The sequence below is a fragment of the Amycolatopsis sp. NPDC045836 genome (genome assembly GCF_056431745.1).
On sequence record NZ_JBWKKF010000006.1, the window covers coordinates 24835 to 49322 of the forward strand.

Sequence of the window (24488 nt, forward strand, 5' to 3'; positions counted from 1 at the left end):
GGAGGTGAACAGGGGTGGCGGGCAACGGCAGCGCACCGGCCGTGGCACTGGAATCGGTGACGATCGCGTACGAAACCGCGGGCGGTACCCACCTCGCGGTGTCCGAAGTGGACCTGACGGTGGCGCGGGGCCGGTTCGTCGCCGTGGTCGGGCCGACCGGCTGCGGCAAGTCCACCGTGCTGAACGCGGTGGCGGGGCTGCTCGCGCCGTCGTCGGGCCGGGTGCTCGTCCACGGTGAGCCGTTGACCGGGACCAACCGCCGGGCCGGCTACCTGTTCCAGCAGGATGCCCTGCTGCCGTGGAAAACCGTGCTCGGCAACGTCGCGTTCGGGCTGGAACTCCGCGGTGTCGGCAAGGCGGAACGCCTCGACCGCGCCCGCGACTGGGTGCGCCGCGTCGGCCTGGCCGGGTTCGAGAACGCCTACCCGCACCAGCTTTCCGGCGGTATGCGCAAGCGGACCGCGGTGGCCCAGACCTGGATCGGCGATCCGGAGCTGCTGCTGATGGACGAGCCGTTCGGCGCGCTGGACGTGCAGACCCGCCAGGTGATGGAGAACGAACTGCTGGGCCTGTGGACCGGCACGGAGAAGACCGTGCTGTTCGTCACCCACGACCTGGACGAGGCGGTGTCCCTTTCGGACGAAGTGGTGCTGCTCTCGGCGGGCCCGGGGAGCCGGGTGGTCGGCAGCTACCCGGTGGACCTGCCGCGCCCGCGCGACCTGCTCGACCTGCGGACCCGGCCCGAGTTCACCGAGGTCTACCGGGCGATCTGGGCGGATCTGCGGGACGAGGTGATGGCGGCCTATGACCGCGACCGCACCGAAGCGTAGGACCCGGCGCCCGGCCGTGGTCGTCACGCGGCTCGTGCTCGCCGTGCTGCTGGTGGCCGGCTGGGAATTCGGCTCGCGCACCGGGGCGGTGGACGAGTTCTTCTTCTCCAAGCCGTCGGACATCGCGGCGCGCGCCGTCGAGTGGTTCGCCACCGGCTACCTCTGGGAGCACCTCGGCACCACGCTGCTCGAAGCCGCGCTGGCGCTGGTGCTCGGCGGCCTGCTGGGCCTGGGGCTCGGTTTCCTGCTGGCCCGGGTGGAGTTCGCCGCGGCCGTGTTCGACCCGTTCCTCAAGGTGCTGAACTCGCTGCCGCGCGTGGTGCTGGCGCCGATCTTCCTGCTGTGGTTCGGCCTCGGCATCTGGTCCAAGGTGGCCTTCGGTATCACGCTGGTGTTCTTCATCGTGTTCTTCAACACCTACCAGGGCGTGCGCGAGGTGGACCGGGTGCTGATCGACAACGCGCGCGTGCTCGGCGCGGGGGAGGGGCAGCTGGTCCGGCACGTGCTGCTGCCGAGCGCGCTCACCTGGATCTTCTCCAGCCTGCACATCAGCGTCGGGTTCGCCATCGTCGGCGCGGTGGTCGGCGAGTACCTCGGCTCCTCGGCCGGGGTGGGTTACCTGATCTCGCAGGCGGAGGGGACCTTCGACACCACCGGGGTGTTCACCGGCATGGTCGTGCTTTCGGTGGTGGTGCTCGTCGTCGATGCGGGAGTCGACCGCGTCGAGCGCCACCTGCTGCGGTGGAAGCCCCGCCGCGGCATCGAGTTGGGAGGACAACGATGAAGCGGGCGAGGGTGGGCGCGCTGCTGCTGGTGGCGGTGCTGGCGGTGACCGCCTGCCAGGCGGAACCGGGGGAAGGCGCCGAGGGGGGCGCGGTGACCATCGGGGTGGGCGGGCAGCCGTTGCTGGTGTACCTGCCGACCACGCTGGCGCAGCGGCTCGGCTACTACGAGGAGGAGGGCCTCGAGGTCGAGCTGGAGGACCTGCAGGGCGGCTCGAAGGCGTTGCAGGCCATGCAGGGCGGCAGCGTGGACGTGGTCAGCGGTTACTACGACCACACCATCCAGATGCAGGCCAAGAAGAAGGAGGTGAAGTCGTTCGTCACCATGCTGCGGTACCCGTCGATCGTGCTGGCGGTCTCGCCGAAGGCCAGCAGGCCGATCGACTCCATCGACGACCTGGCCGGGGCCAACGTCGGGGTGACCGCTCCCGGTTCGTCGACCGACTTCTTCCTCAAGTACCTGCTCGGCAAGCACGGCCTCGACCCGGGGGCGGCGAAGGTGCAGGGCATCGGCGGGGACGCCGGTGCGGTGGCCGCGATGGAGCAGGGCCGGGTGGACGCCGCGGTGATGATCGACCCGGCGGTGTCGGTGCTGCAGACCCGGGTGGGCGTGGAGAAGGTGAGGATCCTCACCGACACCCGCACCGCGCAGGGCGTGCAGGAGGACTTCGGGGTGCCCGCCTACCCGGCCGCGGTGCTGTACTCCTCGGCCGAGTGGCTGGCCGACAACGGCGACACCGCGCGGAAACTGGCCAACGCGATCGTGAAGACGCTGCGCTGGATCGAACAGCACTCGCCGGACGAGATCGCCGCGCGCATGCCCGCCGAGTACGCCCACGGGAACCGGGAGGTCTACGTGCAGGCGATCGGCCGGGCGAAGGAGTCGTTCTCACGGGACGGCACCATGCCCGCTGAAGGCGCGGAGGCGGTGCTCAAGGTGCTCTCGCAGTTCGATGCCGAGATCGCGAACGCCCCGATGGACCTGTCGAAGACGTACTCGAACGACTACCTGCCCCAGTGACACCGTGACATCGCGGAGCGGGGCCTCCGCACCGGGGAGGCCCCGCTCCGGAGCGATCAGAGCTTGACCGGGTAGACCGGTTCCGGGATCTCCGGCTTGATCCGGTTCTCCACGAAGATGCCGTGCCAGATCATGAAGACGACCAGCGCCCAGATCCGGCGGCTGTGGTCGAGCGTGCCCGCCTTGTGCTCGTCGAGCATGCGCAGCACGGCGGCCTTGTCGAACAGCTCGTCGGTCTTGGAGTCCGAGACGATGCCCCGGGCCCAGTCGTACATGTCGGTGCGCAGCCAGTGCCGGATCGGCACCGGGAAGCCCAGCTTGCGCCGGTTGAGCACGTGGGCGGGCACGATGCCGTCCAGCGCCCGGCGCAGCGCGTACTTGGTGGTCTCGCGGGTGATCTTCTCCTCGAGCGGGATGCTCGCGGCCACCTTGAACACCTCGGCGTCGAGGAACGGCACGCGCAGTTCCAGCGAGTTCGCCATGGTCACCTTGTCCGCCTTGACCAGGATGTCGCCCCGCAGCCAGGTGAACAGGTCCACGTGCTGCATCCGCGCCACCGGGTCCCAGTCGCGGGAGATGCGGTACCACGGTTCGGTGACGTCCTGGTGGCCGACGCCGTCGGTGAAGTTGCGCAGCACACCACGCAGCTGGTCCTCGCGGAAGATGCGCGCGTTGCCGTAGTAGCGCTCCTCCAGCGACAGCGAGCCCCGGCGCAGCAGGTCCTTGCCCCGCGTGCCCTCCGGGATCTTGCTGGACACCTTCCCGAGCAGGGTCTTCACCGCACCGGGCATCTTCTCGAAGCGCGCCAGCGACAGCGGCTCGCGGTAGATGGTGTACCCGCCGAACAGCTCGTCCGAGCCCTCACCGGAGAGCACCGCCTTGACGTGCTTGCGGGCCTCGCGCGCGATGAACCACAGCGGCACCAGCGCCGGGTCGGCCACCGGGTCGTCGAGGTACCAGACGATCAGCGGCAGCGCCTCCATCATCTCCTCGCTGGAGACGGTGCGGACGACGTGCTTGACCCCGATCGCCTCGGCCGACTCGGCGGCCACGTCCACCTCGGAGTAGCCCTCGCGCTCGAACCCGGTGGTGAACGCGATCAGGTTGGGGTTGTGCCGCTTGGCCAGCGCCGCGGTGGCGGTGGAGTCGATGCCGCCGGAGAGGAAGGCGCCGACGGTCACGTCCGGGTCGGCGATCATGTGCTTGGCCACCGAGTCCTGCATGACCTGCGAGATGCGCTCGTACAGCTCCTCGGAGCCCTTCGACCCGGACACCGGCTTCGCGGTGAACTCCGGGAAGAAGTAGCGCTCGGTCTTGACCTGGCCGCCGGGGGAGACGGTGAACGAGGTGCCCGACTCGATCCGGCGCACGCCGGCGTGCAGCGACTCGGGCTCCGGCACGTACTGCAGGGTCAGGTAGTGCTGCAGCGCGACCTGGTCCAGCTGCTGCTTGACGCCGAGCGTGTCCGACAGCTCCAGCAGGCTCTTCTTCTCGCTGGAGAAGGCGACGCCGCCGGGACCCTCGGAGTAGAACAGCGGCTTGATGCCGAACGGGTCGCGGGCGCCGTAGACCAGCTTCTCCTGCGAGTCCCAGATCAGGAAGGCGAACATGCCGCGCAGCTTCTTGACCGCGTCCGGGCCGAGGAAGTGGTAGGCGGCCACGATGGCCTCGCCGTCACCCTCGGTGTTGAACTTCGCGCCGTGCTCGGTGGCGAGCGTCTCACGCAGTTCGCGGTAGTTGTAGATCTCGCCGTTGAAGTTCATCGTGTACCGGTTCGGCGCCTCCGGCGGGCCCCAGGTCAGGGGCTGGTGGGAGTGCTCGAGGTCGATGAAGGCGAGCCGGTTGAACCCGTAGACCACCTCGGCGTCCGCCCAGGTGTCGGTCTCGTCGGGACCGCGATGCCGCTGGCAGCGCAGGGCCGCGCCGACCGCGTCACGGGCCTTCACCGCGTCTTCTTCAGTGGCGCACACCAGTCCGAGCAGGCCGCACACGTGTCTTCACACACCTCTGGTCGTAGCCGTAAGTCGAGTGGCCAAGTATGGACGACACGAACGATTACCCCTTGGGTGGGACCGCCCGGTTGCTCGGCTAGGCTCCGGAGGTCAAATGGATCGCGCTAGGAGGAATCCCGCAGTGGGCGTTGCAGAGCGCACCCCGGCCGCCAGGCGGTCGAAGGTCGGCAAGGTGACCCTGGTGGCCGCGCTCGTCGCCGTCACGGCGACCGGGTGTTCCGGCGATGAGGTCCTGCGCTTCGGCTGGCCCGAGGGCGTCACCCCGCAGGCCGAGAGCATGCGGAACCTGTGGACCTGGTCGGTGATCGCCGCGCTGGTGGTCGGCGTCATCGTGTGGGCGCTGATCTTCTGGTCGGTCGCCTTCCACCGCAAGAAGAAGGCCGTGGCCGGGGCCGAGGAGGAACTGCCGAGGCAGTTCCAGTACAACGTGCCGCTCGAGCTGTTCTGCGTGGTCGTGCCGGTGATCATGGTCTGCGTGCTGTTCTTCTTCACCGCGACCACCGAGTCGAAGGTGCTGGGCAAGACCGAGGACCCGGACGTCACCGTCGACGTGATCGCCTTCCAGTGGAACTGGGAGTTCCGCTACCCGAGCGAGTCGCGTGACGCCGAGGCGCAGACGATCAGCACCGTCGGCAGCTCGGCCGAGATCCCGATCCTGGTGCTCCCGACCGATCGCACGATCAGGTACAACCTGCGCTCCACCGACGTGATCCACTCGTTCTGGGTGCCGGAGTTCCACTTCAAGCGCGACGTGATGCCGCACCCGGAGAAGAACAACCAGGACTGGTCGTTCGAGAACACCATCGATCGCGAAGGGGCCTTCGTCGGCCGCTGCGCCGAGCTGTGCGGCACCTACCACGCGGTGATGAACTTCGAGGTGCGGGCGCTCTCGCCGGACAAGTACGACCAGTTCATCCGGCTGCGCACCCAGGTCAACCCGGCCACCGGCAAGCCGAACACCACCGCCGAGGCGCTGAGCGCGCTGAACTGTGGTGAGCTGTGCGCACCGCAGGCGACCACCACGCAGCCGTTCAACACCGACCGCACCGCCAGGACCGCGACCGGCTGAGTGCCGCGGCCGCCCGCGTCGCCGTTCGTTGTCCGCAGCTCAGAGTGAGGAAAGCCCCATGAAGGTCGAAGCCAGGATCTTCGACATCGTCACCCTCTTCGCGTTCCTGGTCGCGGTCGTCTACGGCCTGATGACCGGGTGGCTGAGCCCCTACGGCGTCGAGCCGATCGGCCTGGTGGCGTTGATCCTCACCGGCGGGCTGACGCTGCTGGCGGGCAGCTACCTCCGGTTCGTCGCCCGCCGCATCGAGCCGCGGCCGGAGGACCGGGAGGACGCCGAGATCAGCGACGGCGCCGGTGAGCTGGGCTTCTTCAGCCCCGGGAGCTACTGGCCGATCGGGCTGGCCGCCTCCGCCGCGACCGCGGGCGTGGCGATGGCCTTCTTCGAGATCTGGCTGCTGATCACCGCCATCGTGATGCTGCTGGTCACCATCGGCGGCCTGGTGTTCGAGTACCACACCGGTCCCAACCACGACTGAGCCCACCCGCGAAAAAGGGCCCGCTCCCGGAGTTCCGGGGGCGGGCCCTTTTTCGCGTCCGCTCAGGACTTGAGCGAGGTGGACAGGGCGGCCCAGCGGGTGAGCAGGTCGGCGGCGGCCCCGGAGTCGATCGCCTCGGCGGCCTTGGCCAGGCCGGCCCCGATGTCCTCGGTCAGCGAACCGGAGAAGCCGGCGTGCGCGGCCAGCGCACCGGCCGCGTTCACCAGCACCGCGTCCCGCACCGGCCCAGCTTTGCCGGAGACGAGTTCGCGCACCACCTCGGCGTTGACCGCCGCGGTCCCGCCGCGCAGGTCCTCAGCGGTGGCGCGGGGGACGTCCCAGGCGGCCGGGTCGATGGTCTCCTCGCGCACCACGCCACCGGAGACCACCCACGCCGAGGTGGTGGTCGTGGTGGTGATCTCGTCCAGCCCGTCGTCCCCGCGGACCAGCAGCACCGAGGCGCCGCGGCGGGCGAAGACCTCGGCCAGCACCGCGGTCTTGTCCGGGTAGGCGCAGCCGATCAGCGCCGACGACGGCTGGGCCGGATTGGTCAGCGGGCCGAGCAGGTTGAACGTGGTGGGCACACCGAGCTGCTGCCGCGTCGGACCGGCGTGCCGGAAACCCGGGTGGAAGATCGGCGCGAAGCAGAACCCGATGCCGAGTTCGGCCACGCAGCGCTCCACCCCGGCGGGCGGCAGGTCGATGGCGACGCCGAGCGACTCCAGCACGTCGGCCGCCCCGGACTTGGACGAGGCCGCGCGGTTGCCGTGCTTGACCACCGGCGCGCCGGCGGCGGCCACCACCAGCGAGGTCATCGTGGAGATGTTCACCGAACCGGAGCGGTCCCCGCCGGTGCCGACGATGTCCACCGCGGCCACGTCCACGTGCACGCGGCGGGCGTGCGCCAGCATCGCCTCGGCGAAGCCGGAGATCTCGGCGGAGGTCTCGCCCTTGGCGCGCAGCGCGACGGCGAACCCGGCCACCTGGGCGTCGGTCGCGGAACCGGACATCACCTGGTCCATCGCCCACGCGGTGTCCTGCGCGGACAGATCGGCACCGGCGATGAGCTGGTTGAGCAGTGCGGGCCAGCTGTGCTCGGCCACGGCGGGCATCAGCCGCGGACGGCCGGGACCGGCGCCGAACGCAGGACCTCGGCGACGGTTTCGGCGGCGGTCAGCGGGTCGAGCGGGTGCACCAGCACGGCGTCCGCCTGCGACCAGGTGGCCAGCCAGCGGTCGTCCTTGCGCCGGACCGCCACCACGATCGGGGGGCAGTCGGTGATCTCGTTCTTCAGCTGGCGGGTCAGGCCGATGCCGCCGGTGGGCTGCGCCTCACCGTCGAGGATGGCGAGATCCACCTCACCCGCGTCCATCGCCATCAGCACCTCGGCCACGGTGCCCGCCTCGGTGTAGTCCACCCGGCCGAGGTCGGTGGCCGGGCGGCGGCCGACCGCCGAGGTGATCGACTCGCGCACCTCGGCGCGGTGGCTGAACACCAGGATCTTCTTCGCCGGGTTTGCCTCGGTCATGGAAATTGCCTCCGGCCAGGTAGTGGAGCGGGATGGGCCGATGCTATCCGCCCGCCGGCGCCGCGCCCAGCACCAGGGCGGGCGCGGGTGTGATCCAGTCGGCCGCGACGCGCCGGAGACCCGGCGGGCGGGCCGTGGTCACGAGGAGACATAATGCGACTCGTGACAACGGCTCCCACCATCAGCCAGCGCGTGCACTCGCTGAACCGCCCGAACATGGTCAGCGTGGGCACCATCGTCTGGCTGTCCAGCGAGCTCATGTTCTTCGCTGGGCTGTTCGCGATCTTCTTCACGGTCAAGGCACAGAACTCGAGCGGCCACTGGCCGCCGATCCTGGAGTCGACCGGCGAACCGATCCACCTGAACCTCCCGTTCGCGCTGCCCTTCACCATCATCCTGGTGGCGTCGTCGTTCACCTGCCAGCTCGGCGTGTTCGCGGCGGAGAAGGGCGACGTCTACGGGCTGCGCCGGTGGTACCTGATCACCCTGCTGATGGGGGCGATCTTCGTCGGTGGCCAGGGCTACGAGTACCTGCAGCTGATCGACGAGGGCGTGACCATCCCGTCCGGTGCGTTCGGCACGGCCTTCTACCTGACCACCGGCTTCCACGGCCTGCACGTGATCGGCGGGCTCATCGCGTTCGTGTACCTGCTCATCCGCACCCGGCTGAGCAAGTTCACCCCGGCCCAGGCCACCTCGGCGATCGTCGTGTCCTACTACTGGCACTTCGTCGACATCGTGTGGATCGGGCTGTTCGCGGTGATCTACATCGTTCCCTGAGACCAGCCGTTCCGGCCGAACTGACAGCAAGGGTTGCCGCAGAGATGACCACCAGTGAGAAACCCGCCTCGGCGACGAAGCCACGGCGTCGCCGCACGAAGTTCCAGCGGCGGGTAGCCGGCCTGCTGGCGCTTTTCGTCGCGCTGCTGAGCGCGGGCGGGCTGTACGCCCTGTTCGCCCCCGAGCCGCAGACCGCGCAGGCGCAGGTCGACCCGACGCTGCTGCGCAAGGGTGAGGAGATCTACAACAACACCTGCAGCACCTGCCACGGGGCGAACCTGGAGGGCGTGGAGGACCGGGGCCCGAGCCTGGTCGGCATCGGCGAGGCCGCGGTGTACTTCCAGACCTCCTCCGGCCGGATGCCCGCGGTGCGCCAGGAGGCGCAGGTCGGCCGCAAGCCGCCGAAGCTGTCCGCCGAGCAGATCGACGCGCTCGGCGCCTACATCCAGGCGAACGGCGGCGGTCCGCAGCGGCCGGCGGAGAAGGGTGAGGAACTGCGTGGTCAGAGCCCGGCCCGTGGTGGGGAGCTGTTCCGGCTGAACTGCGCGTCGTGCCACAACTTCACCGGTGCCGGTGGGGCGCTCTCGGAGGGCAAGTACGCCCCGCCGCTGGCCCCGGCCACCGAGGAGCAGCTGTACACCGCGATGCTCTCCGGCCCGCAGAACATGCCGAAGTTCTCCGACCGGCAGCTCACGCCGGAGGAGAAGAAGGACATCATCGCCTACGTCAAGTCCGTTTCGGACGGCAACAACAACCCGGGCGGCAACGGCCTCAACGGGTTCGGGCCGGCCTCGGAGGGCGTGGTGGCGTGGATCGTGGGGATCGCCGCGCTGGTCGGTGTGACCCTCTGGATTGGATCGAGGGCTTAGCGCATGAGTAGCGGCGAAGAGCCGAAGCCGCCCACCGAGGCGGAACTGGCGGACATGGACCGCGACCAGCTGGTCAAGCTGGGCACCAACCTGGACGGCGTCGAGCTGGTCCACTACGAGGACAAGTGGCCGGTCAAGGGCACCAAGGCGGAGAAGCGCGCCGAGCGCTCGGTGGCGATCTGGTTCCTGATCTCCGCGCTGTCCGGCATCGGCTTCGTGGTCTCGATGATCTGGTGGCCGTGGCAGTACAAGTCGCCGACCGACGAGAACGGGCACTTCTGGTACTCGCTGTACACCCCGATGCTGGGCGTCACGCTCGGCCTCGCGGTGCTCGCGCTGGCCATCGGCGTGCTGCTCTACACCAAGAAGTTCATCCCGGACGAGATCGCGGTGCAGGAGCGCGGCGACGGCGGGTCCAAGGAGGTCGACAAGGCGACGATCGTCGCCCAGTTGGCTGATTCCGGCAACCGCAGCACCATCGCGCGCCGCTCGGCGATCAAGCGCACGGCCGGCCTCGGCGCCGGTGCGCTGGGCCTGGCCACCGTGGCGCTGCCGCTCGCGTCGTTCATCCGCGACCCGTGGAAGGACACCGAGAACCGCGACTCCCTGTGGCACACCGGCTGGCAGCCGAACTACCCCGGTGAGGTCGTCTACCTGCGCCGGCACACCGCGCACCTCGGCCACGAGCCCGAGGAGCCCTCGCTGGTGCGCCCGGAGGACCTCGAGGCGGGCGCGATGGAGACGGTGTTCCCGTTCCGCGAGTCCGAGCGCGGCAACCACGAGCTGCTGGCCAAGGCGCTGAAGCGGTCCGACAACCCGGTCATGCTGATCCGCCTGCGCCCGGCCGACGCCGCGCGCGTGGTGAAGCGGGCGGGCCAGGAGGACTTCAACTTCGGCGACTTCTACGCCTACACGAAGATCTGCAGCCACGTGGGCTGCCCCACCTCGCTGTACGAGCAGCGGACCAACCGGATCCTCTGCCCGTGCCACCAGTCGCAGTTCGACGCACTGCACTACGCGAAGCCGGTTTTCGGGCCGGCGACTCGCGCACTCGCCCAGTTGCCCATTACCGTGAACGAAGAGGGCTACTTCGTTGCGAGAGGTGACTTCATCGAGGCAGTCGGTCCTGGGTTTTGGGAGCGCAAGTCATGAGTTCACTGACCACCCCCACCAAGGGGACGAACCCGGCCGAGAAGGCCGCGGGTGCCGCGGCCACCTGGGCCGACGACCGGTACCACCTGGCCAAGGGCATGCGGCACCAGCTGAACAAGGTGTTCCCCACCCACTGGTCCTTCCTGCTCGGCGAGATCGCGCTCTACAGCTTCATCATCCTGATCCTGTCCGGGGTCTACCTGACGCTGTTCTTCGACCCCTCCATGCAGGAGGTCATCTACGACGGCGCCTACCAGAACCTGCAGGGCGTCGAGATGTCCAAGGCGTTCGCGAGCACGCTGGACATCACCTTCGAGGTCCGCGGCGGGTTGTTCGTCCGCCAGCTGCACCACTGGGCCGCGCTGATCTTCGTCGCGGCGATGTTCGTGCACATGTTCCGGATCTTCTTCACCGGTGCGTTCCGGCGCCCGCGTGAGGCGAACTGGGTGATCGGCGCGCTGCTGCTGGTGCTGGGCATGTTCGAGGGCTTCTTCGGCTACTCCCTGCCGGACGACCTGCTCTCCGGTACCGGTATCCGCGCCACCCTGTCCGGCATCGTGCTGTCGGTGCCGGTGATGGGCACCTGGGTGCACTGGGCCCTGTTCGGCGGCGAGTTCCCCGGCACGGAGATCATCCCGCGCCTGTACACGCTGCACATCCTGCTCATCCCCGGCATCATGCTGGCGCTGGTCGGCGCGCACCTGGCGCTGGTCTGGTACCAGAAGCACACCCAGTTCCCCGGGCCGCGGCGCAAGGAGACCAACGTCGTCGGCGTGCGCATCATGCCGGTGTTCGCGCTCAAGGGCGGGGCGTTCTTCGCCCTGGTCACCGGCGTGCTGGCGGCGATGTCGGGCATCTTCCAGATCAACGCGATCTGGAACATCGGCCCGTACAACCCGTCGCAGGTCTCCGCGGGTTCCCAGCCGGACTGGTACATGGCCTGGGCCGACGGCATGCTGCGGATCTGGCCCGCCTGGGAGGTCTACCTCGGGAACTACACGATCCCGCCGGTGTTCTTCGTCGGCGCGCTGGGCATGCCGATCCTGATCGGGTTGCTGCTGGCGTACCCGTGGATCGAGCGGAAGCTCTCGGGTGACACCGCGCACCACAACCTGCTGCAGCGGCCGCGGGACAACCCGGTCCGCACCAGCATCGGCGTGATGTCGCTGACCTTCTTCATGGTGCTGATGCTGTCCGGCTTCAACGACATCATCGCGTTCACCTTCGACATCTCGCTGAACGTGACCACCTGGGCCGGCCGGATCGGCATCCTGCTGGCGCCGCCGGTGGCGTACTACCTCACCTACCGGATCTGCGTCGGCCTGCAGCGCGGCGACCGCGAGGTGCTGGAGCACGGGATCGAGACGGGCATCATCAAGCGCCTGCCGCACGGTGAGTTCATCGAGATCCACCAGCCGCTCGGCCCGGTGGACGACCACGGTCACCCGCTGCCGCTGGAGTACCAGGGCGCGTCGGTGCCGAAGAAGATGAACAAGCTGGGCTCGGCCGGGCGCGCGGTGCCCGGTGGCTGGCTGGTGGCCGACCCGCCGGAGGAGACCGCCGCACTGGACCGGGCCCGGTCCAACGGCCACGGCGGCAACGGGCACGGCCCCGGTGACGTGGACTCCTCCGCGGTGGGCGAAGGCGCCACCAAGGAGAGCACGGAGATCACCAGCGGGCATTGACGGGTTGTTGGATTCGGGCCGCATCCTCTTGGGGTGCGGCCCGAATTCGTTTGTTCGGGGTCCACCCCCGGTTTTTCAGTGTGACTACGGCGGGGATGGCCTTGTCAAGGCGGGAAAGATGCCTTGACAAGGCCATCCCCGCCGTGTTTTTGGCTGTGGACCGGGGTGGGGAGGGGGGTGTGGGTGGTCTGGCTGTCGCGTTGCCGGGCGCCGGTTGGGAGGGGAGGGGGGTGGGTTGGGTTGGTGAGTTGGGGCCGGTTGGTTGGGTTGGGCCGGTTGGCTCGTGACCTGGTTCGCTGGGGTGGCTTGGTTTGCTGGGTGGCCTGGTTGGGTGGGACGGCCCGGGTGGCTGGGTGGCCCGCTCGGCGGCTGGGCTGGTTCGCTGGGGCGGCCTGGTTTGCCGGGTTGGTCCAGCTCACTGGGCGCGCCGGTTGCTGGGATCCGATAGCTGGGTCGGTCCGGTTGGCGGGGGCCCGCTCGCTGGGTGAGCCTGGTCCGTTGAGGGTCCTGGCCTGCGGGGCCCTCCGGTTTACCGGGTGAGCTGGATCGCCGGGGCGGTCTGGTTGGCCTGGGTGCCTGAATGGGCCCGGTGGCTGAGGCAGTCCGGGTCGCTGAGTGGGCCTGTTTGCTGGACCGGTTGCCAGTTGCCGGTTTCCGGATGGGCCTGGCCCGCTGAGCGGGCGGGGGTGGCTGGCGCGGTCCAGCTCGCTGAGCGGGCTGGTTCGGCCGTTGAAGTCTCGGCTGGTCCGGCTCCCGGGAAGGAGGCTGAAGCAGCGGCCGTGAGTGCCCGCGCCTCGGCGGAGGCCAGGCCGAAGAGTCAGTCGACGCCGATGGAGAAGGCGGATTCGGTGTCGGCTCGGGAGTAGGAGCGGAAGGCGATGTGCGTGTCGGTGTTGTGCACACCGGGGATCTTGCCGATCTTCGCCGGGATCAGGTCGGCCAGGTCCTCGTGGGCGCCGACCCGGACGATGGCCACCAGGTCCACGTCACCGGCGCAGGAGTAGACCTCGGCGACGCCGTCGATGTCCGCGATCGCCTGCGCGGTTTCGGGGATGCTGTCCGCTGCGGCGTGAATCAGCACGATCGCGGTGATCACCGGGATGCCCTCCTGGCTGTCTGGGGTCGGTCTCGTCGCGATCGTAGCCGGGCGGCCTCAGTTCGTGCGCTCCAGCGCCGTCGCGCTGCTCACCAGGTCCAGCCACGGCCGCCACGGCCCGGCACCCCGCGCCGGTTCGGCCCACGGCTGGGCGGTGCGCACCAGCCGCACCCCCGGGCGGCACAGCCACCGCAGCAGGACACCGACCTCCTCCCGTGAACCGCCGTGCAGCGGGCCGGGGCCGGGCAGCACGGTTTCCGCCGAAGCCACCAGCGCCTCCACCACCGGCATCGGCCGGACGCCCCGCCGGGCCACCCCCGCCGAGGCGAGGCGGCCGTGGCGGATCACCGCGAACTCCCAGCCACCCTCGCCGTCGGGATTGGCCGCGACCAGCTCGGGAATGGCGGCCAGGGCGGCCAGCCGGTGGGCGCGGTCGACCGAGCGCACCAGCAGGGCCAGCTCGTCCCGGCGCCGGGCGGCCTGCTCGAAGTGCCGCGCCTCGGCCAGCAGGTCCAGCTGCTGGGCCGCGGCCCGCAGCGGCTCGTCGCCCCGGCCGGCGATCAGGTCGGCGACGGCGAGCACCCCCGGCTGGTACTCGCCGGGGCTCTGGTGGCCGGCGCACGGCGCCCCGCAGCGCCCCAGCTCCGCCAGCACGCACGGCTTCCCGGACGGCGCCCGCGCCGAGATGCGCTGGGTGCAGGTGCGCAACCGGGCGGCCCCGGCCAGGGTGTCGGCGGCGACCTTGGCGTCGGACTGGCTGCGGAACGGGCCCAGCGCGCCGTCCTTGGGCAGCCGGACCACCGACAACCGCGGGAACGCCTCCTCGGTCAGCGTGACCCACCACGAGTTGTGCGGGTTCTTCGACCGCCGGTTGTAGGCGGGCCGGTGCGCGGCGATCAACCGCAGCTCACGGACCTCGGCTTCCAGCGGGTGCGCGCACTCGATGGCTTCGACGCCGGTGGCCAGCGCGACCATCTCGCGGATGCGGCCCCGGCCCTCCGACCCGGTGAAGTACTGCCGCACCCGCCGCCGCAGGTTGGCCGCCGTGCCGATGTAGAGCACCTCGTCGCCGGGCCCGCGGAAGAAGTAGACCCCCGGCGTGCTGGGCAGGTGCGCCGCCATGCCGCGTTTGCGGCGCTGCTGCGGGGTGACCTCCGGCAGGTAGTCGAGCAGCTCCTCTAGCGACTGCACCCCCAGCGAGCCGACGCGTTCGAGCAGGCCGTGCAGCACGTCCACGGTGGCGCGGGCATCCTGCAGGGCCCGGTGGTTCGGCACCGTGCCGGAGTTGAACAGCGTGGCCAGCGCACCGAGCCGGTGGCTCGGCGTCTCACCGCGGGCGAGCACCCGGCGCGCCAGCCGGACCGTGCAGACCACGGCCGGTTTCGGCACCGGGTAGCCGTGGCCCTGGCAGGCCGCACGCAGGAAGCCGACGTCGAAGGAGGCGTTGTGCGCGACCAGCACGGCGCCGGAGATGAACTCCAGGAACGCCGGGAGCACCCGGTCGATCCGCGGCGCGTCGTAGACCATGGCCTGGGTGATCCCGGTGATCGAGACGACCTGCGGCGGGATCGGCACGCCCGGGTCGACCAGCGTGGCGAACTCGCCGAGCACCTCACCGCCACGCACCTTCACCGCGCCGATCTCGGTGATGCCGTCCGGACCGGGCTTGGTACCGGTGGTTTCCAGGTCGAACACCACGAAGGTGGTGTCCCGCAGCGGGGTGCCCAGTTCGTCGAAGGCGAGCTGGGCCGACCCCGCACCGCGTGCCACCGTCATGGGTTCGCACCCTAAGCAACGCCACCGACAATCTTCGGTTGGTCACAACACGTACCGGGGGTGCGGACACGTCCTGCCGCGCTGTGGTGCCGGGTCTACCCTGGGCAGATGACCGCCTCCGCGCACCCGGAACCGGAGCACGCCACCGGCGTGCCACCGGCGCCGCAGGCGAGCGCGGTGCCCGAGCACCCGGCCCGGCCGGTGAACTGGACGGAGCTGCCCGAAGCCATCCGCGAGCGGATCGCCGAGCTGGCCGCGGCCGCGCTGGGCAAGCTCCCGGTCGCCGACATCCCGCGCCAGCTGCGCCCGGTGGCGCGGTTCGCCCCGGCCAAGCGCGCCAAGCTGGGTGGGTCCGCGCTGCTCAGCACGCTCGGCGAGTCCAGCCGGTTCCGCACCGCGGTGCTGGAGTGGCTGCGCGAGCACCGCGCGGACGTGCTCGATCCGAACGCCCTGGATTCGGTCGCCGCGGCCACCGCCGCGGTGCTGCTCGGCGAGGCGAGCGCGGACTCCCGCGTCCGCCTGGTCGCCAAGAACGCCGAGGAGACCAGCCTGCGGGCCGAGCGCGACGCCGCGCTGGCCAGGGTGCACCGGCTCGAAGGCGAGCTGGAGCGGGTCCAGGCGGAATTGGCCGAGGCCCGGCGGGTGGTGGAAAGCGCCCGCGCCGATCGTGAGGCCGAGCTGGACCGGCTGCGTGGCCGCCTGCGTGAGCAGGGGGTGAAGCTGCGCCAGGCCAAGGACGCCGCCGAGGAAGCCAGGGCCGCGGCCGCCGAGGCGGGCGGGATCCGGGAAGAGGAGGTCGCCGCGCTGACCGCCCAGCTCGAACGGGAACGCCAGCGCGTGGCCGCCGAGCGCGCCAGGGCCGACAGCGCGGTCGCCGAAGCCGACGTCGCCCGCCAGTCGGCCAGGGAGGCGCGGGAGGCCGACGAGGTCCGCCTGGCGTTGCTCATCGACACCATCGAGGGCGCGGCCAAGGGGCTGCGCCGGGAGCTGTCGCTCGGCCACGCCGGACCGCGGCCCGCCGACGTGGTGCGCGGGGCGAGCACCCGCGCCGACGGCGGTGGCAAGGTCCAGGACCCGGCCGCGCTCGACCGGCTGCTCGCGTTGCCCGGGGTGCACCTGATCGTCGACGGTTACAACGTGTCCAAGACCGGCTACCCCGAGCTGTCGCTGGCCGACCAGCGCGACCGGCTGGCCCAGCAGCTCGGTGCGCTCTCCGCGCGGACCAGCGCCGAGATCACCGTGGTGTTCGACGGCGCCGGGGTGATCTCCGTGCCGGCCGCGGCGGCACGCGGGGTCCGGGTGCTCTTCTCCGACAAGGGCGTGCTCGCCGACGACGTGATCCGCACGCTCGTCGCGGCCGAACCGGCCGGCCGTCCGCTGGTGGTGGCCACCTCGGACCGGGCCGTCGCCGATTCGGTCCGTGCCCGCGGGGCGCACCCGGTGCCGTCCGCGGTGCTGCTCACCCGCCTCGGCCGGGTCTGACCTCCCCCTGACCAGCGCTTGCGCATTATTCTGCCGGTGTATACCTCGGGTGTATACCTTCCGTGTATAGTCCTCCACGCCAGTTGGCAGATCACTGAGGAAGGAGGTCGCATGTCGGTATCGCGCACACTGCTCGCCCTGCTGGAAACGGGCCCGCGCCACGGCTACGACCTGAAGAAGTCCTACGACGAGCAGTTCGCCCAGGGGCGCCCGCTCGCCTACGGGCAGGTGTACTCCACGCTGTCCCGCCTGTTGCGCAACGGCCTGGTCGTCGAAGCGGGCGTCGAACAGGGGGACGGGCCGGACCGCAAGCGCTACACCATCACCGACGCCGGCGTGACCGACGTCGAAGCGTGGCTGGCGACGCCGGAGAGCCCGGAGCCGTACCTGCAGAACACGCTCTACACGAAGGTCGTGCTCGCGCTGCTGTCCGGGCGCAGCGCCACCGACGTGCTGGACAGCCAGCGCGCCGCGCACCTGACGGTGATGCGGGAGCTGACCAGGCGCAAGAGCGGCGGGGACCTGGCCGACCAGCTGATCTGCGACCACGCGTTGTTCCACCTGGAGGCCGACCTCCGCTGGCTGGAGCTGACCGCGGCCAGGCTGGACGCGCTGGCGGAGGTGGTGAGCCGGTGAACCAGCCCCTGCTGCGGGCCCGTGACCTGCACAAGTCGTTCGGCCAGACCACCGCGCTGCGCGGGGCCGACGTGTCGGTGCGCGCCGGTGAGGTGCTCGCCGTGATGGGGCCGTCCGGGTCCGGCAAGTCGACGCTGCTGCACTGCCTGGCCGGCATCGTCACCCCGGATTCCGGGACGATCGAGTACCAGGGCCGCGACCTGATCGGGATGAGCGACAAGGAGCGCAGCGCGCTGCGGCGCACCGAGTTCGGCTTCGTCTTCCAGTTCGGCCAGCTCGTGCCGGAGCTGACCTGCCTGGAGAACGTGGCGCTGCCGCTGCGGCTGACCGGGGTCAAGCGGTCGGCGGCCGAAGCGAAGGCCCGCGAGTGGCTGGACCGGCTGGAGGTCGGTGAGCTGGGCGGGCGCCGTCCCGGGGACGTCTCCGGCGGGCAGGGGCAGCGGGTGGCGGTGGCCAGGGCGCTGGTGACCGGGCCGAAGGTGGTCTTCGCCGACGAGCCGACCGGGGCGCTGGACTCGCTCAACGGCGAAAAGGTGATGCGCATGCTCACCGACGCCGCGCGGACCACCCAGGCCGCCGTGGTGCTGGTGACGCACGAACCCCGGGTCGCCGCCTACTCCGACCGCGAGGTCGTGGTGCGCGACGGCAAGGCGAGCGACCGCGAGCTGGTCTCGTGAGCCGGGACCTGCTGCTCGGGCTCCGGCTGGCCGTCGGGGGCGGCCGGATCTCCGGGCAGGCGCTGTTGCGGCTGGTGATGACCACCATCGGGGTGGCGCTGGTGGTGGCCGTCCTGCTGCCCGCCGCCTCGATCGGCAGCATGATCTCCGCCCGCGACGCGCGGGAGGCGGCGAGGACCGAGGTGCTGGAACCGCGGCCGGGCGTCGACCCGCTCTACAGCTACAGCTGGTTCGCCGAGCTGAACGACGAATACGTGGCCGCCACCGTGGTCGCGGCCGGCGGACCGACTTCGCCGGTGCCACCGGGGCTCGACCGGATCCCCGGCCCGGGGGAGCTGGTCGTCTCGCCCGCGGTGGCGGAGCTGCTCGCCGGGCCGCAGGGCGATTCGGTGCGGGCGCGCATACCCGGCACGGTGGTCGGGGAGATCGGCAAGGCGGGGCTGACCGATGCCAGCGATGCGCGGGTCTACCTCGGCAGCACGGTGGAGCGGTTGAGCCAGACCGAGGACGTCAGCCTGGTCACCGGGTTCGGTGGTCCGGGAGAGGGCTTCATGCTGGACGCGACCACCACCCTGCTGATGGCGCCGATCGTGGTGGCGTTGCTGCTGCCGCTGCTCATCTTCGTCACCACGGCGTCGCGGATGGGTGCGGCGCAACGCGAACGGCGGCTGGCCGCGCTGCGGTTGCTGGGCGTGGACGCGCGGCAGGTGCGCCGGATCGCCGCGGCCGAATCGCTGCTCGGCGCGGTCGCCGGGCTCGTGGTGGGGGGTGCGCTGTTCTTCGCGCTGCGCCCGCTGATCGGGGAGATCGACCTGTTCGGCACGCGGTTCTTCGCCGAAGACTTCGTGCCGTCGTGGCAGCTGGTGCTGCTGATCGCGCTGGGGGTGCCCGCACTGGCGATCGGCGCGGCGATCTTCGGGCTGCGCCGGACGATCGTCGAACCGCTGGGCGTGGTGCGGCAGAGCAAGCCGATCCGGCGCCGGATGTGGTGGCGCTGGGGCATCACCGGGGTGGGGGCGCTGTTGATGGGCCTCACCCTGTTCGCCGAGGAACGGGACAACGCCGAAAGCGTCGGCCTGGCACTGGGCGCGGGCAGCGCGCTGCTGCTGGTCGGGGTCGCGGTGCTGTTGCCGTGGGCGGTGGAGAAGGTGGTGCGCGGGCTGCGTGGCGGTACACCGGCGTTGCAGTTCGCGGTGCGCCGGCTGCAGGTGGACGGGGGGACCGCGAGCCGGGTGGTGTCCGGGCTCGTGGTCGTGCTGGCAGGCACCATCCTGATCCAGACGCTGATGGTCTCGATCGGCCAGGAGGGCGAGGGGGCGCCCGGCTGGCAGCCAGCCGAGATGCCGGCGGCCGAGGTGTGGACGGACTCGGCGCACGCCGACGAGGTGCGGCAGCGCCTGGCCGGGGTGCCCGGGCTGACCGGGGTGCACGAGGTGACGCAAGCCAACCTGCGCCAGGCGGACGCCCAGCGGCGGATCATGGTGGAGATCGGGGACTGCGCGACGCTGCGGACCAGGGCGGAACTGCCCGCGTGCGCCGACGGCGACGTGTTCCTGGTCGGCGTTCCGGCCGATTCCCGGCAGCGCGCCCGCGAGGCGCCGATGGGGGAGGCGCGGTTCATCCAATACGTGAACGGTGAACCGGTGCCTGGTCCGGTGTGGACGGTGCCGGCGCAGATCCGGACGGTGCCGGGGGAGCGGGCCGTGCCGGGGGCGACGGGGACCATGCTGATCACCCCGGGAGCGCTGGGTTCGGTCCGGCCGCCGTCGAACGCGATCATCTTCTCCCTGACCGGGCCGGGTGGGTCCGACGCCGTGATGGACCGGGCGTCGATCGCGCTGCGGGAAGTGGCCTGGGACGCCACCGTGCAGGGTGTGACGAATGCCGCGGCCGTCGCCGCGAGCCTCGACGAGCGCACGGGGACCTTCCGCGCGGCGTTGATGGTGGCGTCCGGGTTCGTGCTCTCGGTGGCCGCGCTCAGCCTGCTGATGCTGTCCATCGAGCAGATCGTCGAGCGGCGGCGGCCGCTGGCGGCGCTGTCGGCCGCCGGGGTGCCGTTGTCCGTGCTGACCCGCGGGTCGCTGTGGCAGAACGCCATTCCGGTGCTGATCGGGGTGGGGCTGGCGATCGTGGCCGGGCTCGGGCTGACCCTGCCCACGGTGCGGTACGCCGGGTTGCCGTTCACGCTCGACGTGGGGCTGCTGCTCACCATGGCCGGGGCGGCGGTGCTGGCCGTGCTGGTGACCACCGCGCTGACCTGGCCGCTGCTGCGGCAGGTGACCCGGCTGGACGGGCTGCGGGCGGAGTGAAGGCGGTTCGGCATCGGGCCCGATGCCGAACCGCAACCCTCCCGAAGAGTGACCCGATTGGCCTTCGTCCGTTGATGACGGTAGGACAACAAGCGTTTGTCCGGTTGTCGTCGCGGGTGGAGGTCGTGGATGGGGGCCAGAGCCGGCCTGGCACTGCCGTTGGTGATGGTGGGCGCGCTGCTGGTGGCCCCGGTCGCGGGTGCCCAGCAGGGGGTGCCGTCGGATCCCGGTGATCTGCGCGTGGAGGCCGGGGTGGCGCCCGGTACCGCGGCCGGGGACCCGCGGCCGGGGGAGGCGTTCGCCGATCCGAAGGTCGCCGAACTCCAGCGGACCGCCACCGACGTGCAGCGGGAACTGGGTGAGCTGGCGGGCCGGATCGAGGCCGCCGAAGCCGATCTCGGCACGGCGACCGCGCAGCTGCAGCACGCCACCGCCGAGCGGCTGGAGGCCGAGGCGCAGCTGAACGCGGTGCGCGGGGAGGCCGACGGGTTCACCAGGTCGGTGTTCACCTCGCTGGGGCGCCCGGACAACGTGCGCCTGCTGCTCAGCGCCACCAACGCCAGCGATCTGCTCAACGGCAAGTCCATGGTGGACCACCTGCGGTCCGAACAGGACGCCCGGCTGCACAGCGCGCTGGACCGCCAGCGCCGGGCGGTGGAAGCCGAGGGCGCCGCGGCGGGGGCGGAGAAGACGGCCGCCGAGCGGCGGGCCGAACTCGACCGCCGCAACGGCGACGCGACCAACCGGGCGGACGCGGTCAGCTCGGAACTGCGCGGCCCGATCGACGCCGCCAACGCGGCGGTGGTCGAGCAGCAGAAGGCGCAGCGGGACCGCAACACGCGGACGGCGTCGAACTGGAAGGCCTACACCGATCGCCTCGCGGCGGCCGGGATCGAGCCGCCACCGGCCGCGGCGCTGGCCGATCCGGCGAGGTTGCCTGCCGGGCTGCGCCCGCTGGCCGGTTCCGGCGGACCGCAGGCGGGGGTGGCTGAGTCCAGTGTGGACGGCCAGCGGATCCTGGTGCTGCCGGAGGAGACCATCGACGCGGTGACCGCGGGCATCGGTGCGCTGGGCAAGCCGTACGTGCCGGAGGACGGTGGGGAGGGGCCGGTCGCGTATTCGTGCGACGGGCTGGTGCGCTCGGCGTTCTCGGGGGCGGGCCTGCCGTTGCCCGCTTCGGCGGGGGAGCAGATGGCGGTGGGCAGGCCGGTACCGCTCGCCGACGCGCAACCCGGCGACCTGGTGTTCATCGGCCCGGCGAAGTACGGGGTGCAGTCGGTGGGCGTGGTGCTCGACGGCCGCACCATGCTGGCCGCGGACGCCCGGCTGGCGGGGGTGGTGGTCGCCGACCTGCCCGCCGGGGACAGCGTGCTCGGCGTGTCCAGGCCCGCACTGGGCGCGCGACCGCCCGAGGCGGTCCCCCAGCGCGGCGGGAACGAGCTGACCTGGCGGTGCGGCGGGGTGGAGGTGCCGCCCGCCGCCCCGGGCGCCGACCAGGCCGCCGGCGCCTGGGGCGGTTTCCCGAACGGGTTGATCCCGGCGGGTTCGCTGTGCCCCATCGGCATCGGGTCGCACGTGCTGCGCTGCGACGCGGCGCAGACCTTCGCCGCGCTTTCGGAGGCGTTCGCGGGTGCGTTCGGCAGGCCGCTGTGCGTCACCGACTCGTACCGCACCTTCGCCGGGCAGGTCGACCTGTACCGCCGGAAGCCGTCGCTGGCGGCGGTGCCCGGCACCAGCAACCACGGCTGGGGGCTGGCGGTGGACCTGTGCGGTGGGGTGCAGTCGTTCGGCACCCCGGAACACGGCTGGCTGGCGGCGAACGCGCGGTCGTTCGGCTGGGTCAACCCCGGCTGGGCCCAGCCGGGGCGGGGCCGGGAGGAGCCGTGGCACTGGGAGTTCGCCGGGCGTTGAGCGGCGATCGCGGGCGGGAGGTCGGCTTTCAGCGGCGTCCTGCGCCGAGGCGCAGCAGCCTCGGGGGCGATGCCGCTGCCTGGACCGGGTGCCCGGCTTGGCCCTGGGGCCGAGTGGGGTGTGCGGGCAGGTGTCAGCTTCCGGTGGAGTCGGGGTCGACGGCTCGGACGGAGCTGTCCCAGCGCCACGAGGTGAGGCGGGGGTGACCGGACAGCTCACCCCGGCCGGTGGCCCAGAGCAGCGTCGGCCAGCGGTCGGTGGAGGTGGGGGCGTTGGGGAAGAGGCGCCGCAGCACGCGGTCGCACAGGTCGGCGGGTGGGGTCCACGGCAGGCCGAGGCCGGCGGCCAGGTCGTGCGTGTGCACCAGGGTTTCCACGATGCCCATCGCGGCGGTGCCCGCCGGGTCGGCGGTGCCGAGGGAGTGGTAGCCGCGGGCCGACGGCGGCGCCGTGCGCACCATCGCGGCCAGCAGCGCACCGGCCGTCTCCAGCACCTGGAGCAGGCCCTCCGGGCCGTGCTCGGGATCGGCGAAGATCACCCCCGGCGGGCCTTCGGCGCGCCTGCCGCGCAGTTCGAAGGGCACGTACCGGTCCACCGGCGGCCGTCGCAGGCCGAGTTGGGCGGCGTAGGCGAACAGGTCGTCCGCCAGGTGTTCTGCCGTTTCCCAGCAGGTCCACGTCAGTGTTCCGGCCGGGTGCTGCCACTTCTCGGCCGGTGCGCCGGCCAGTGCGGCCAGTGCCAGGCCGACGGCCGTCTCGACGTCTTCCGCGGTGATCATCACGGCGGCATCGTAGAGGTGTGACACCCGATCGCCACGCGGTACCGGAGGTTCGCCGGACGGCGTACGTGATCAACGTCACGTCGCCCGTACGCGCCGAGCGGTCGCTGCCATCAGGTGAACGGCATTCTCGCCGCAGCGTAGTGAACTGTTGCACTGGTCACATCTATCGTGGCAAAGCTGGTCCATTTGGTGATTCATCTCGCTACGGAGAGTTTTTACCTCCGGGATGGTGGACGCACCGCCCCCTATTTCGTAACCTGGCCGAGATCTCGTGGCCGGTAGCCGTCGCACAAGGGACGGCGACACGGGATTGCCGCCGTGGCAGCTTTGTCGGGGAGCTGGACCGGAAGAACTGCGGGCTCCGCTGGCCTAACCAGGTGCGGTGGCGCGCGCGGTGCCGAACACCGGCCGGAACGGGTGCAGTGTCCGCCCGACCGGCCAGGGACGAGGGCCCCCGACCTCGTTCCGCAGGTGTCCCGGTGAGGCGGCCGAACGCAAAGGAGACACGCGCGACGTGCAGTCGCATCCGGTAAAGCGCGTGGTTTCAGGCGCACTGGCAGCCACCGCCGTGATCGCGGCCGTGACGCTGGTCCAGGCCCCCGCCAACGCCACCCCCATCCTCGCCCCCCAGCAACCCCCGAGCAGCGAGTCCGAGGCGCTCAAGCAGTACCGCGACCTCGCCTCTCAGGCCGAGAAGCTCAACGAGGACCACCTCAACGCCGTCGAAGACGAGAAAGCCAAGCAGGGCGAACTCGACAAGGCGAACCAGGACCTCGAGACGGCCAAGCAGACCGAGACCACGGCCAGCGCCGACATCGAGCGCTTCCGGGTCGACGTGGACAAGTTCGCCGGCGCCTCGTTCACCAGCGGTGCGCAGCTGAACAAGATGTCCGCGTTGCTGACCGGCAACTCGGCGCAGGACTTCCTGGACCGCTCGTCGGCGCTGGACGTGCTGGCCGCGGACCAGAACAACGTGCTGCAGGGTTACGCCGGCTCGCTCAAGCAGGCCGCCGACGCCCGGCAGCTGGCCGCCGACGCCCAGGGCCGGGCGCAGGCCGCCAAGGACGAGGCCTCCCGCCTCAAGTCCGACATCGAGCAGCGCAAGAAGTCGCTCGACGAGCAGATGGACAAGCTCGAGGACGCCTACGGCAACCTCAGCTCGGCCGACAAGGCCGCGCAGAAGGACATCGGCGAAGACGTCGGCCCGATCAAGGCCCCCGGTGCCGCCGCCCAGACCGCGGTCAACGCGGCCATGGGCAAGCGCGGCAAGCCCTACTCCTGGGGTGCCACCGGCCCGAACTCCTTCGACTGCTCCGGCCTGACCGGCTGGGCCTACAAGCAGGCCGGGATCAGCCTCCCGCGCACCTCGAAGGCGCAGTCCACCTTCGGCAAGGCGATCCCGCGGGACCAGCTGCAGCCGGGTGACCTGGTGTTCTACAACTCGCCGGTGTCGCACGTGGGCATCTACATCGGCGGCGGCAACATGGTGCACGCACCGACCACCGGTGACGTGGTCAAGGTCGCGCCGCTGCAGAAGAACTACGTGGGTGCGCGCCGGGTCGCCTGATCCGGTCCACCTCGCCGAAGGCCGCTTTCCTCCCGGGGAAGGCGGCC

General features: G+C 71.1%; 21 protein-coding genes. 15 read left to right on the plus strand and 6 right to left on the minus strand.

Features of this window, described 5'->3' with window-relative positions:
* Positions 1-14: 14 nt before the first annotated feature.
* The 3 genes from AC07EG_RS12235 to AC07EG_RS12245 are packed head-to-tail and all read left to right on the plus strand — an operon-like array spanning position 15 to position 2633.
* The gene (locus AC07EG_RS12235) at positions 15-830 is read left to right on the plus strand and encodes an ABC transporter ATP-binding protein (RefSeq protein WP_478253123.1); all 816 of its coding nucleotides are present in this window, start codon (positions 15-17) and stop codon (positions 828-830) included.
* The gene (locus AC07EG_RS12240; protein WP_478253124.1) at positions 805-1614 is read left to right on the plus strand and encodes an ABC transporter permease; all 810 of its coding nucleotides are present in this window, start codon (positions 805-807) and stop codon (positions 1612-1614) included. Before AC07EG_RS12235 ends, AC07EG_RS12240 begins: the two co-directional genes overlap by 26 nt.
* Positions 1611-2633 carry an ABC transporter substrate-binding protein gene (locus tag AC07EG_RS12245; protein WP_478253125.1) on the plus strand — a complete coding sequence of 341 codons (1023 nt, stop codon included), beginning with the start codon at positions 1611-1613 and terminating at the stop codon, positions 2631-2633. The genes AC07EG_RS12240 and AC07EG_RS12245 overlap by 4 nt, the downstream gene beginning before the upstream one ends.
* Positions 2634-2689: 56 nt before the next feature.
* Here AC07EG_RS12245 and asnB read toward each other — a convergent pair whose 3' ends face one another.
* The gene (asnB, locus tag AC07EG_RS12250) at positions 2690-4624 is read right to left on the minus strand and encodes an asparagine synthase (glutamine-hydrolyzing) (protein ID WP_478253126.1); all 1935 of its coding nucleotides are present in this window, start codon (positions 4622-4624) and stop codon (positions 2690-2692) included.
* A gap of 142 nt (positions 4625-4766) precedes the next feature.
* Between asnB and ctaC the strand changes: the two genes are divergently transcribed.
* Together ctaC and AC07EG_RS12260 are read left to right on the plus strand one after the other, a co-directional pair.
* Positions 4767-5714 (plus strand): aa3-type cytochrome oxidase subunit II, encoded by a 948-nt coding sequence (ctaC, locus tag AC07EG_RS12255; RefSeq protein WP_478253127.1) that lies wholly within the window; start codon positions 4767-4769, stop codon positions 5712-5714.
* 58 nt (positions 5715-5772) lie between these two features.
* Positions 5773-6192 carry a cytochrome c oxidase subunit 4 gene (locus AC07EG_RS12260; protein WP_478253128.1) on the plus strand — a complete coding sequence of 140 codons (420 nt, stop codon included), beginning with the start codon at positions 5773-5775 and terminating at the stop codon, positions 6190-6192.
* Between the two features lie 62 nt (positions 6193-6254).
* Here the strand turns inward: AC07EG_RS12260 and trpD are convergent, their stop codons facing one another.
* Together trpD and AC07EG_RS12270 are read right to left on the minus strand one after the other, a co-directional pair.
* A complete protein-coding gene (gene trpD / locus AC07EG_RS12265; RefSeq protein ID WP_478253129.1) occupies positions 6255-7304 on the minus strand; it encodes an anthranilate phosphoribosyltransferase in 1050 nt (349 codons plus the stop codon).
* Complete coding sequence (locus AC07EG_RS12270) at positions 7304-7720, minus strand: hypothetical protein (RefSeq protein ID WP_478253130.1); 417 nt, start codon at positions 7718-7720, stop codon at positions 7304-7306. The genes trpD and AC07EG_RS12270 overlap by 1 nt, the downstream gene beginning before the upstream one ends.
* A 153-nt stretch (positions 7721-7873) precedes the next feature.
* Between AC07EG_RS12270 and ctaE the strand changes: the two genes are divergently transcribed.
* Genes ctaE through qcrB form a run of 4 tightly spaced genes read left to right on the plus strand, consistent with a single transcriptional unit; the run spans position 7874 to position 12206 of the window.
* Positions 7874-8500 carry an aa3-type cytochrome oxidase subunit III gene (ctaE, locus tag AC07EG_RS12275; RefSeq protein ID WP_478253131.1) on the plus strand — a complete coding sequence of 209 codons (627 nt, stop codon included), beginning with the start codon at positions 7874-7876 and terminating at the stop codon, positions 8498-8500.
* A 44-nt stretch (positions 8501-8544) separates the two neighbouring features.
* On the plus strand, positions 8545-9369 hold the full coding sequence (qcrC, locus tag AC07EG_RS12280) for a cytochrome bc1 complex diheme cytochrome c subunit (protein ID WP_478253132.1): 825 nt from the start codon (positions 8545-8547) through the stop codon (positions 9367-9369).
* A 3-nt stretch (positions 9370-9372) separates the two neighbouring features.
* Positions 9373-10521 (plus strand): cytochrome bc1 complex Rieske iron-sulfur subunit, encoded by a 1149-nt coding sequence (gene qcrA, locus AC07EG_RS12285; RefSeq protein ID WP_478253133.1) that lies wholly within the window; start codon positions 9373-9375, stop codon positions 10519-10521.
* Entirely contained in the window at positions 10518-12206 is a 1689-nt protein-coding gene (gene qcrB, locus AC07EG_RS12290; RefSeq protein WP_478253134.1) for a cytochrome bc1 complex cytochrome b subunit, read from the plus strand. The genes qcrA and qcrB overlap by 4 nt, the downstream gene beginning before the upstream one ends.
* An 817-nt stretch (positions 12207-13023) precedes the next feature.
* Here the strand turns inward: qcrB and AC07EG_RS12295 are convergent.
* Positions 13024-13302 carry an Lrp/AsnC family transcriptional regulator gene (locus AC07EG_RS12295; RefSeq protein ID WP_478253135.1) on the minus strand — a complete coding sequence of 93 codons (279 nt, stop codon included), beginning with the start codon at positions 13300-13302 and terminating at the stop codon, positions 13024-13026.
* Between the two features lie 57 nt (positions 13303-13359).
* Positions 13360-15078: a DEDD exonuclease domain-containing protein gene (locus tag AC07EG_RS12300; RefSeq protein ID WP_478253136.1), complete on the minus strand. Its 1719-nt coding sequence runs from the start codon at positions 15076-15078 to the stop codon at positions 13360-13362.
* 108 nt (positions 15079-15186) lie between these two features.
* On the opposite strand from AC07EG_RS12300, the gene AC07EG_RS12305 reads away from it, so the two are divergent.
* The 5 genes from AC07EG_RS12305 (at position 15187) to AC07EG_RS12325 (ending at position 22093) form a co-directional block, all read left to right on the plus strand.
* A complete protein-coding gene (locus tag AC07EG_RS12305; RefSeq protein ID WP_478253137.1) occupies positions 15187-16560 on the plus strand; it encodes an NYN domain-containing protein in 1374 nt (457 codons plus the stop codon).
* A 111-nt stretch (positions 16561-16671) separates the two neighbouring features.
* Positions 16672-17196 carry a PadR family transcriptional regulator gene (locus AC07EG_RS12310; RefSeq protein ID WP_478253138.1) on the plus strand — a complete coding sequence of 175 codons (525 nt, stop codon included), beginning with the start codon at positions 16672-16674 and terminating at the stop codon, positions 17194-17196.
* Entirely contained in the window at positions 17193-17873 is a 681-nt protein-coding gene (locus AC07EG_RS12315; RefSeq protein WP_478253139.1) for an ABC transporter ATP-binding protein, read from the plus strand. Before AC07EG_RS12310 ends, AC07EG_RS12315 begins: the two co-directional genes overlap by 4 nt.
* Positions 17870-20182: an FtsX-like permease family protein gene (locus AC07EG_RS12320; RefSeq protein ID WP_478253140.1), complete on the plus strand. Its 2313-nt coding sequence runs from the start codon at positions 17870-17872 to the stop codon at positions 20180-20182. The genes AC07EG_RS12315 and AC07EG_RS12320 overlap by 4 nt, the downstream gene beginning before the upstream one ends.
* Before the next feature lie 129 nt (positions 20183-20311).
* The gene (locus tag AC07EG_RS12325) at positions 20312-22093 is read left to right on the plus strand and encodes an NlpC/P60 family protein (protein ID WP_478253141.1); all 1782 of its coding nucleotides are present in this window, start codon (positions 20312-20314) and stop codon (positions 22091-22093) included.
* A gap of 133 nt (positions 22094-22226) precedes the next feature.
* Here AC07EG_RS12325 and AC07EG_RS12330 read toward each other — a convergent pair whose 3' ends face one another.
* Positions 22227-22871: a maleylpyruvate isomerase N-terminal domain-containing protein gene (locus AC07EG_RS12330; protein WP_478253513.1), complete on the minus strand. Its 645-nt coding sequence runs from the start codon at positions 22869-22871 to the stop codon at positions 22227-22229.
* A gap of 517 nt (positions 22872-23388) precedes the next feature.
* Between AC07EG_RS12330 and AC07EG_RS12335 the strand changes: the two genes are divergently transcribed.
* On the plus strand, positions 23389-24441 hold the full coding sequence (locus AC07EG_RS12335) for an NlpC/P60 family protein (RefSeq protein WP_478253142.1): 1053 nt from the start codon (positions 23389-23391) through the stop codon (positions 24439-24441).
* The last annotated feature ends 47 nt before the right edge of the window (positions 24442-24488 follow it).

Bases quoted from the DNA above. Each gene is read 5' to 3' on its own strand.
- AC07EG_RS12310 (WP_478253138.1), top strand. From the start codon at position 16,672: ATGTCGGTATCGCGCACACTGCTCGCCCTGCTGGAAACGGGCCCGCGC.
- qcrC (WP_478253132.1), top strand. From the start codon at position 8,545: ATGACCACCAGTGAGAAACCCGCCTCGGCGACGAAGCCACGGCGTCGC.
- AC07EG_RS12330 (WP_478253513.1), bottom strand. From the start codon at position 22,871: ATGATCACCGCGGAAGACGTCGAGACGGCCGTCGGCCTGGCACTGGCC.
- qcrA (WP_478253133.1), top strand. From the start codon at position 9,373: ATGAGTAGCGGCGAAGAGCCGAAGCCGCCCACCGAGGCGGAACTGGCG.
- AC07EG_RS12260 (WP_478253128.1), top strand. From the start codon at position 5,773: ATGAAGGTCGAAGCCAGGATCTTCGACATCGTCACCCTCTTCGCGTTC.
- AC07EG_RS12240 (WP_478253124.1), top strand. From the start codon at position 805: ATGACCGCGACCGCACCGAAGCGTAGGACCCGGCGCCCGGCCGTGGTC.
- AC07EG_RS12325 (WP_478253141.1), top strand. From the start codon at position 20,312: ATGGGGGCCAGAGCCGGCCTGGCACTGCCGTTGGTGATGGTGGGCGCG.
- ctaE (WP_478253131.1), top strand. From the start codon at position 7,874: ATGCGACTCGTGACAACGGCTCCCACCATCAGCCAGCGCGTGCACTCG.
- AC07EG_RS12245 (WP_478253125.1), top strand. From the start codon at position 1,611: ATGAAGCGGGCGAGGGTGGGCGCGCTGCTGCTGGTGGCGGTGCTGGCG.
- qcrB (WP_478253134.1), top strand. From the start codon at position 10,518: ATGAGTTCACTGACCACCCCCACCAAGGGGACGAACCCGGCCGAGAAG.
- AC07EG_RS12270 (WP_478253130.1), bottom strand. From the start codon at position 7,720: ATGACCGAGGCAAACCCGGCGAAGAAGATCCTGGTGTTCAGCCACCGC.
- AC07EG_RS12300 (WP_478253136.1), bottom strand. From the start codon at position 15,078: ATGACGGTGGCACGCGGTGCGGGGTCGGCCCAGCTCGCCTTCGACGAA.
- trpD (WP_478253129.1), bottom strand. From the start codon at position 7,304: ATGCCCGCCGTGGCCGAGCACAGCTGGCCCGCACTGCTCAACCAGCTC.
- AC07EG_RS12305 (WP_478253137.1), top strand. From the start codon at position 15,187: ATGACCGCCTCCGCGCACCCGGAACCGGAGCACGCCACCGGCGTGCCA.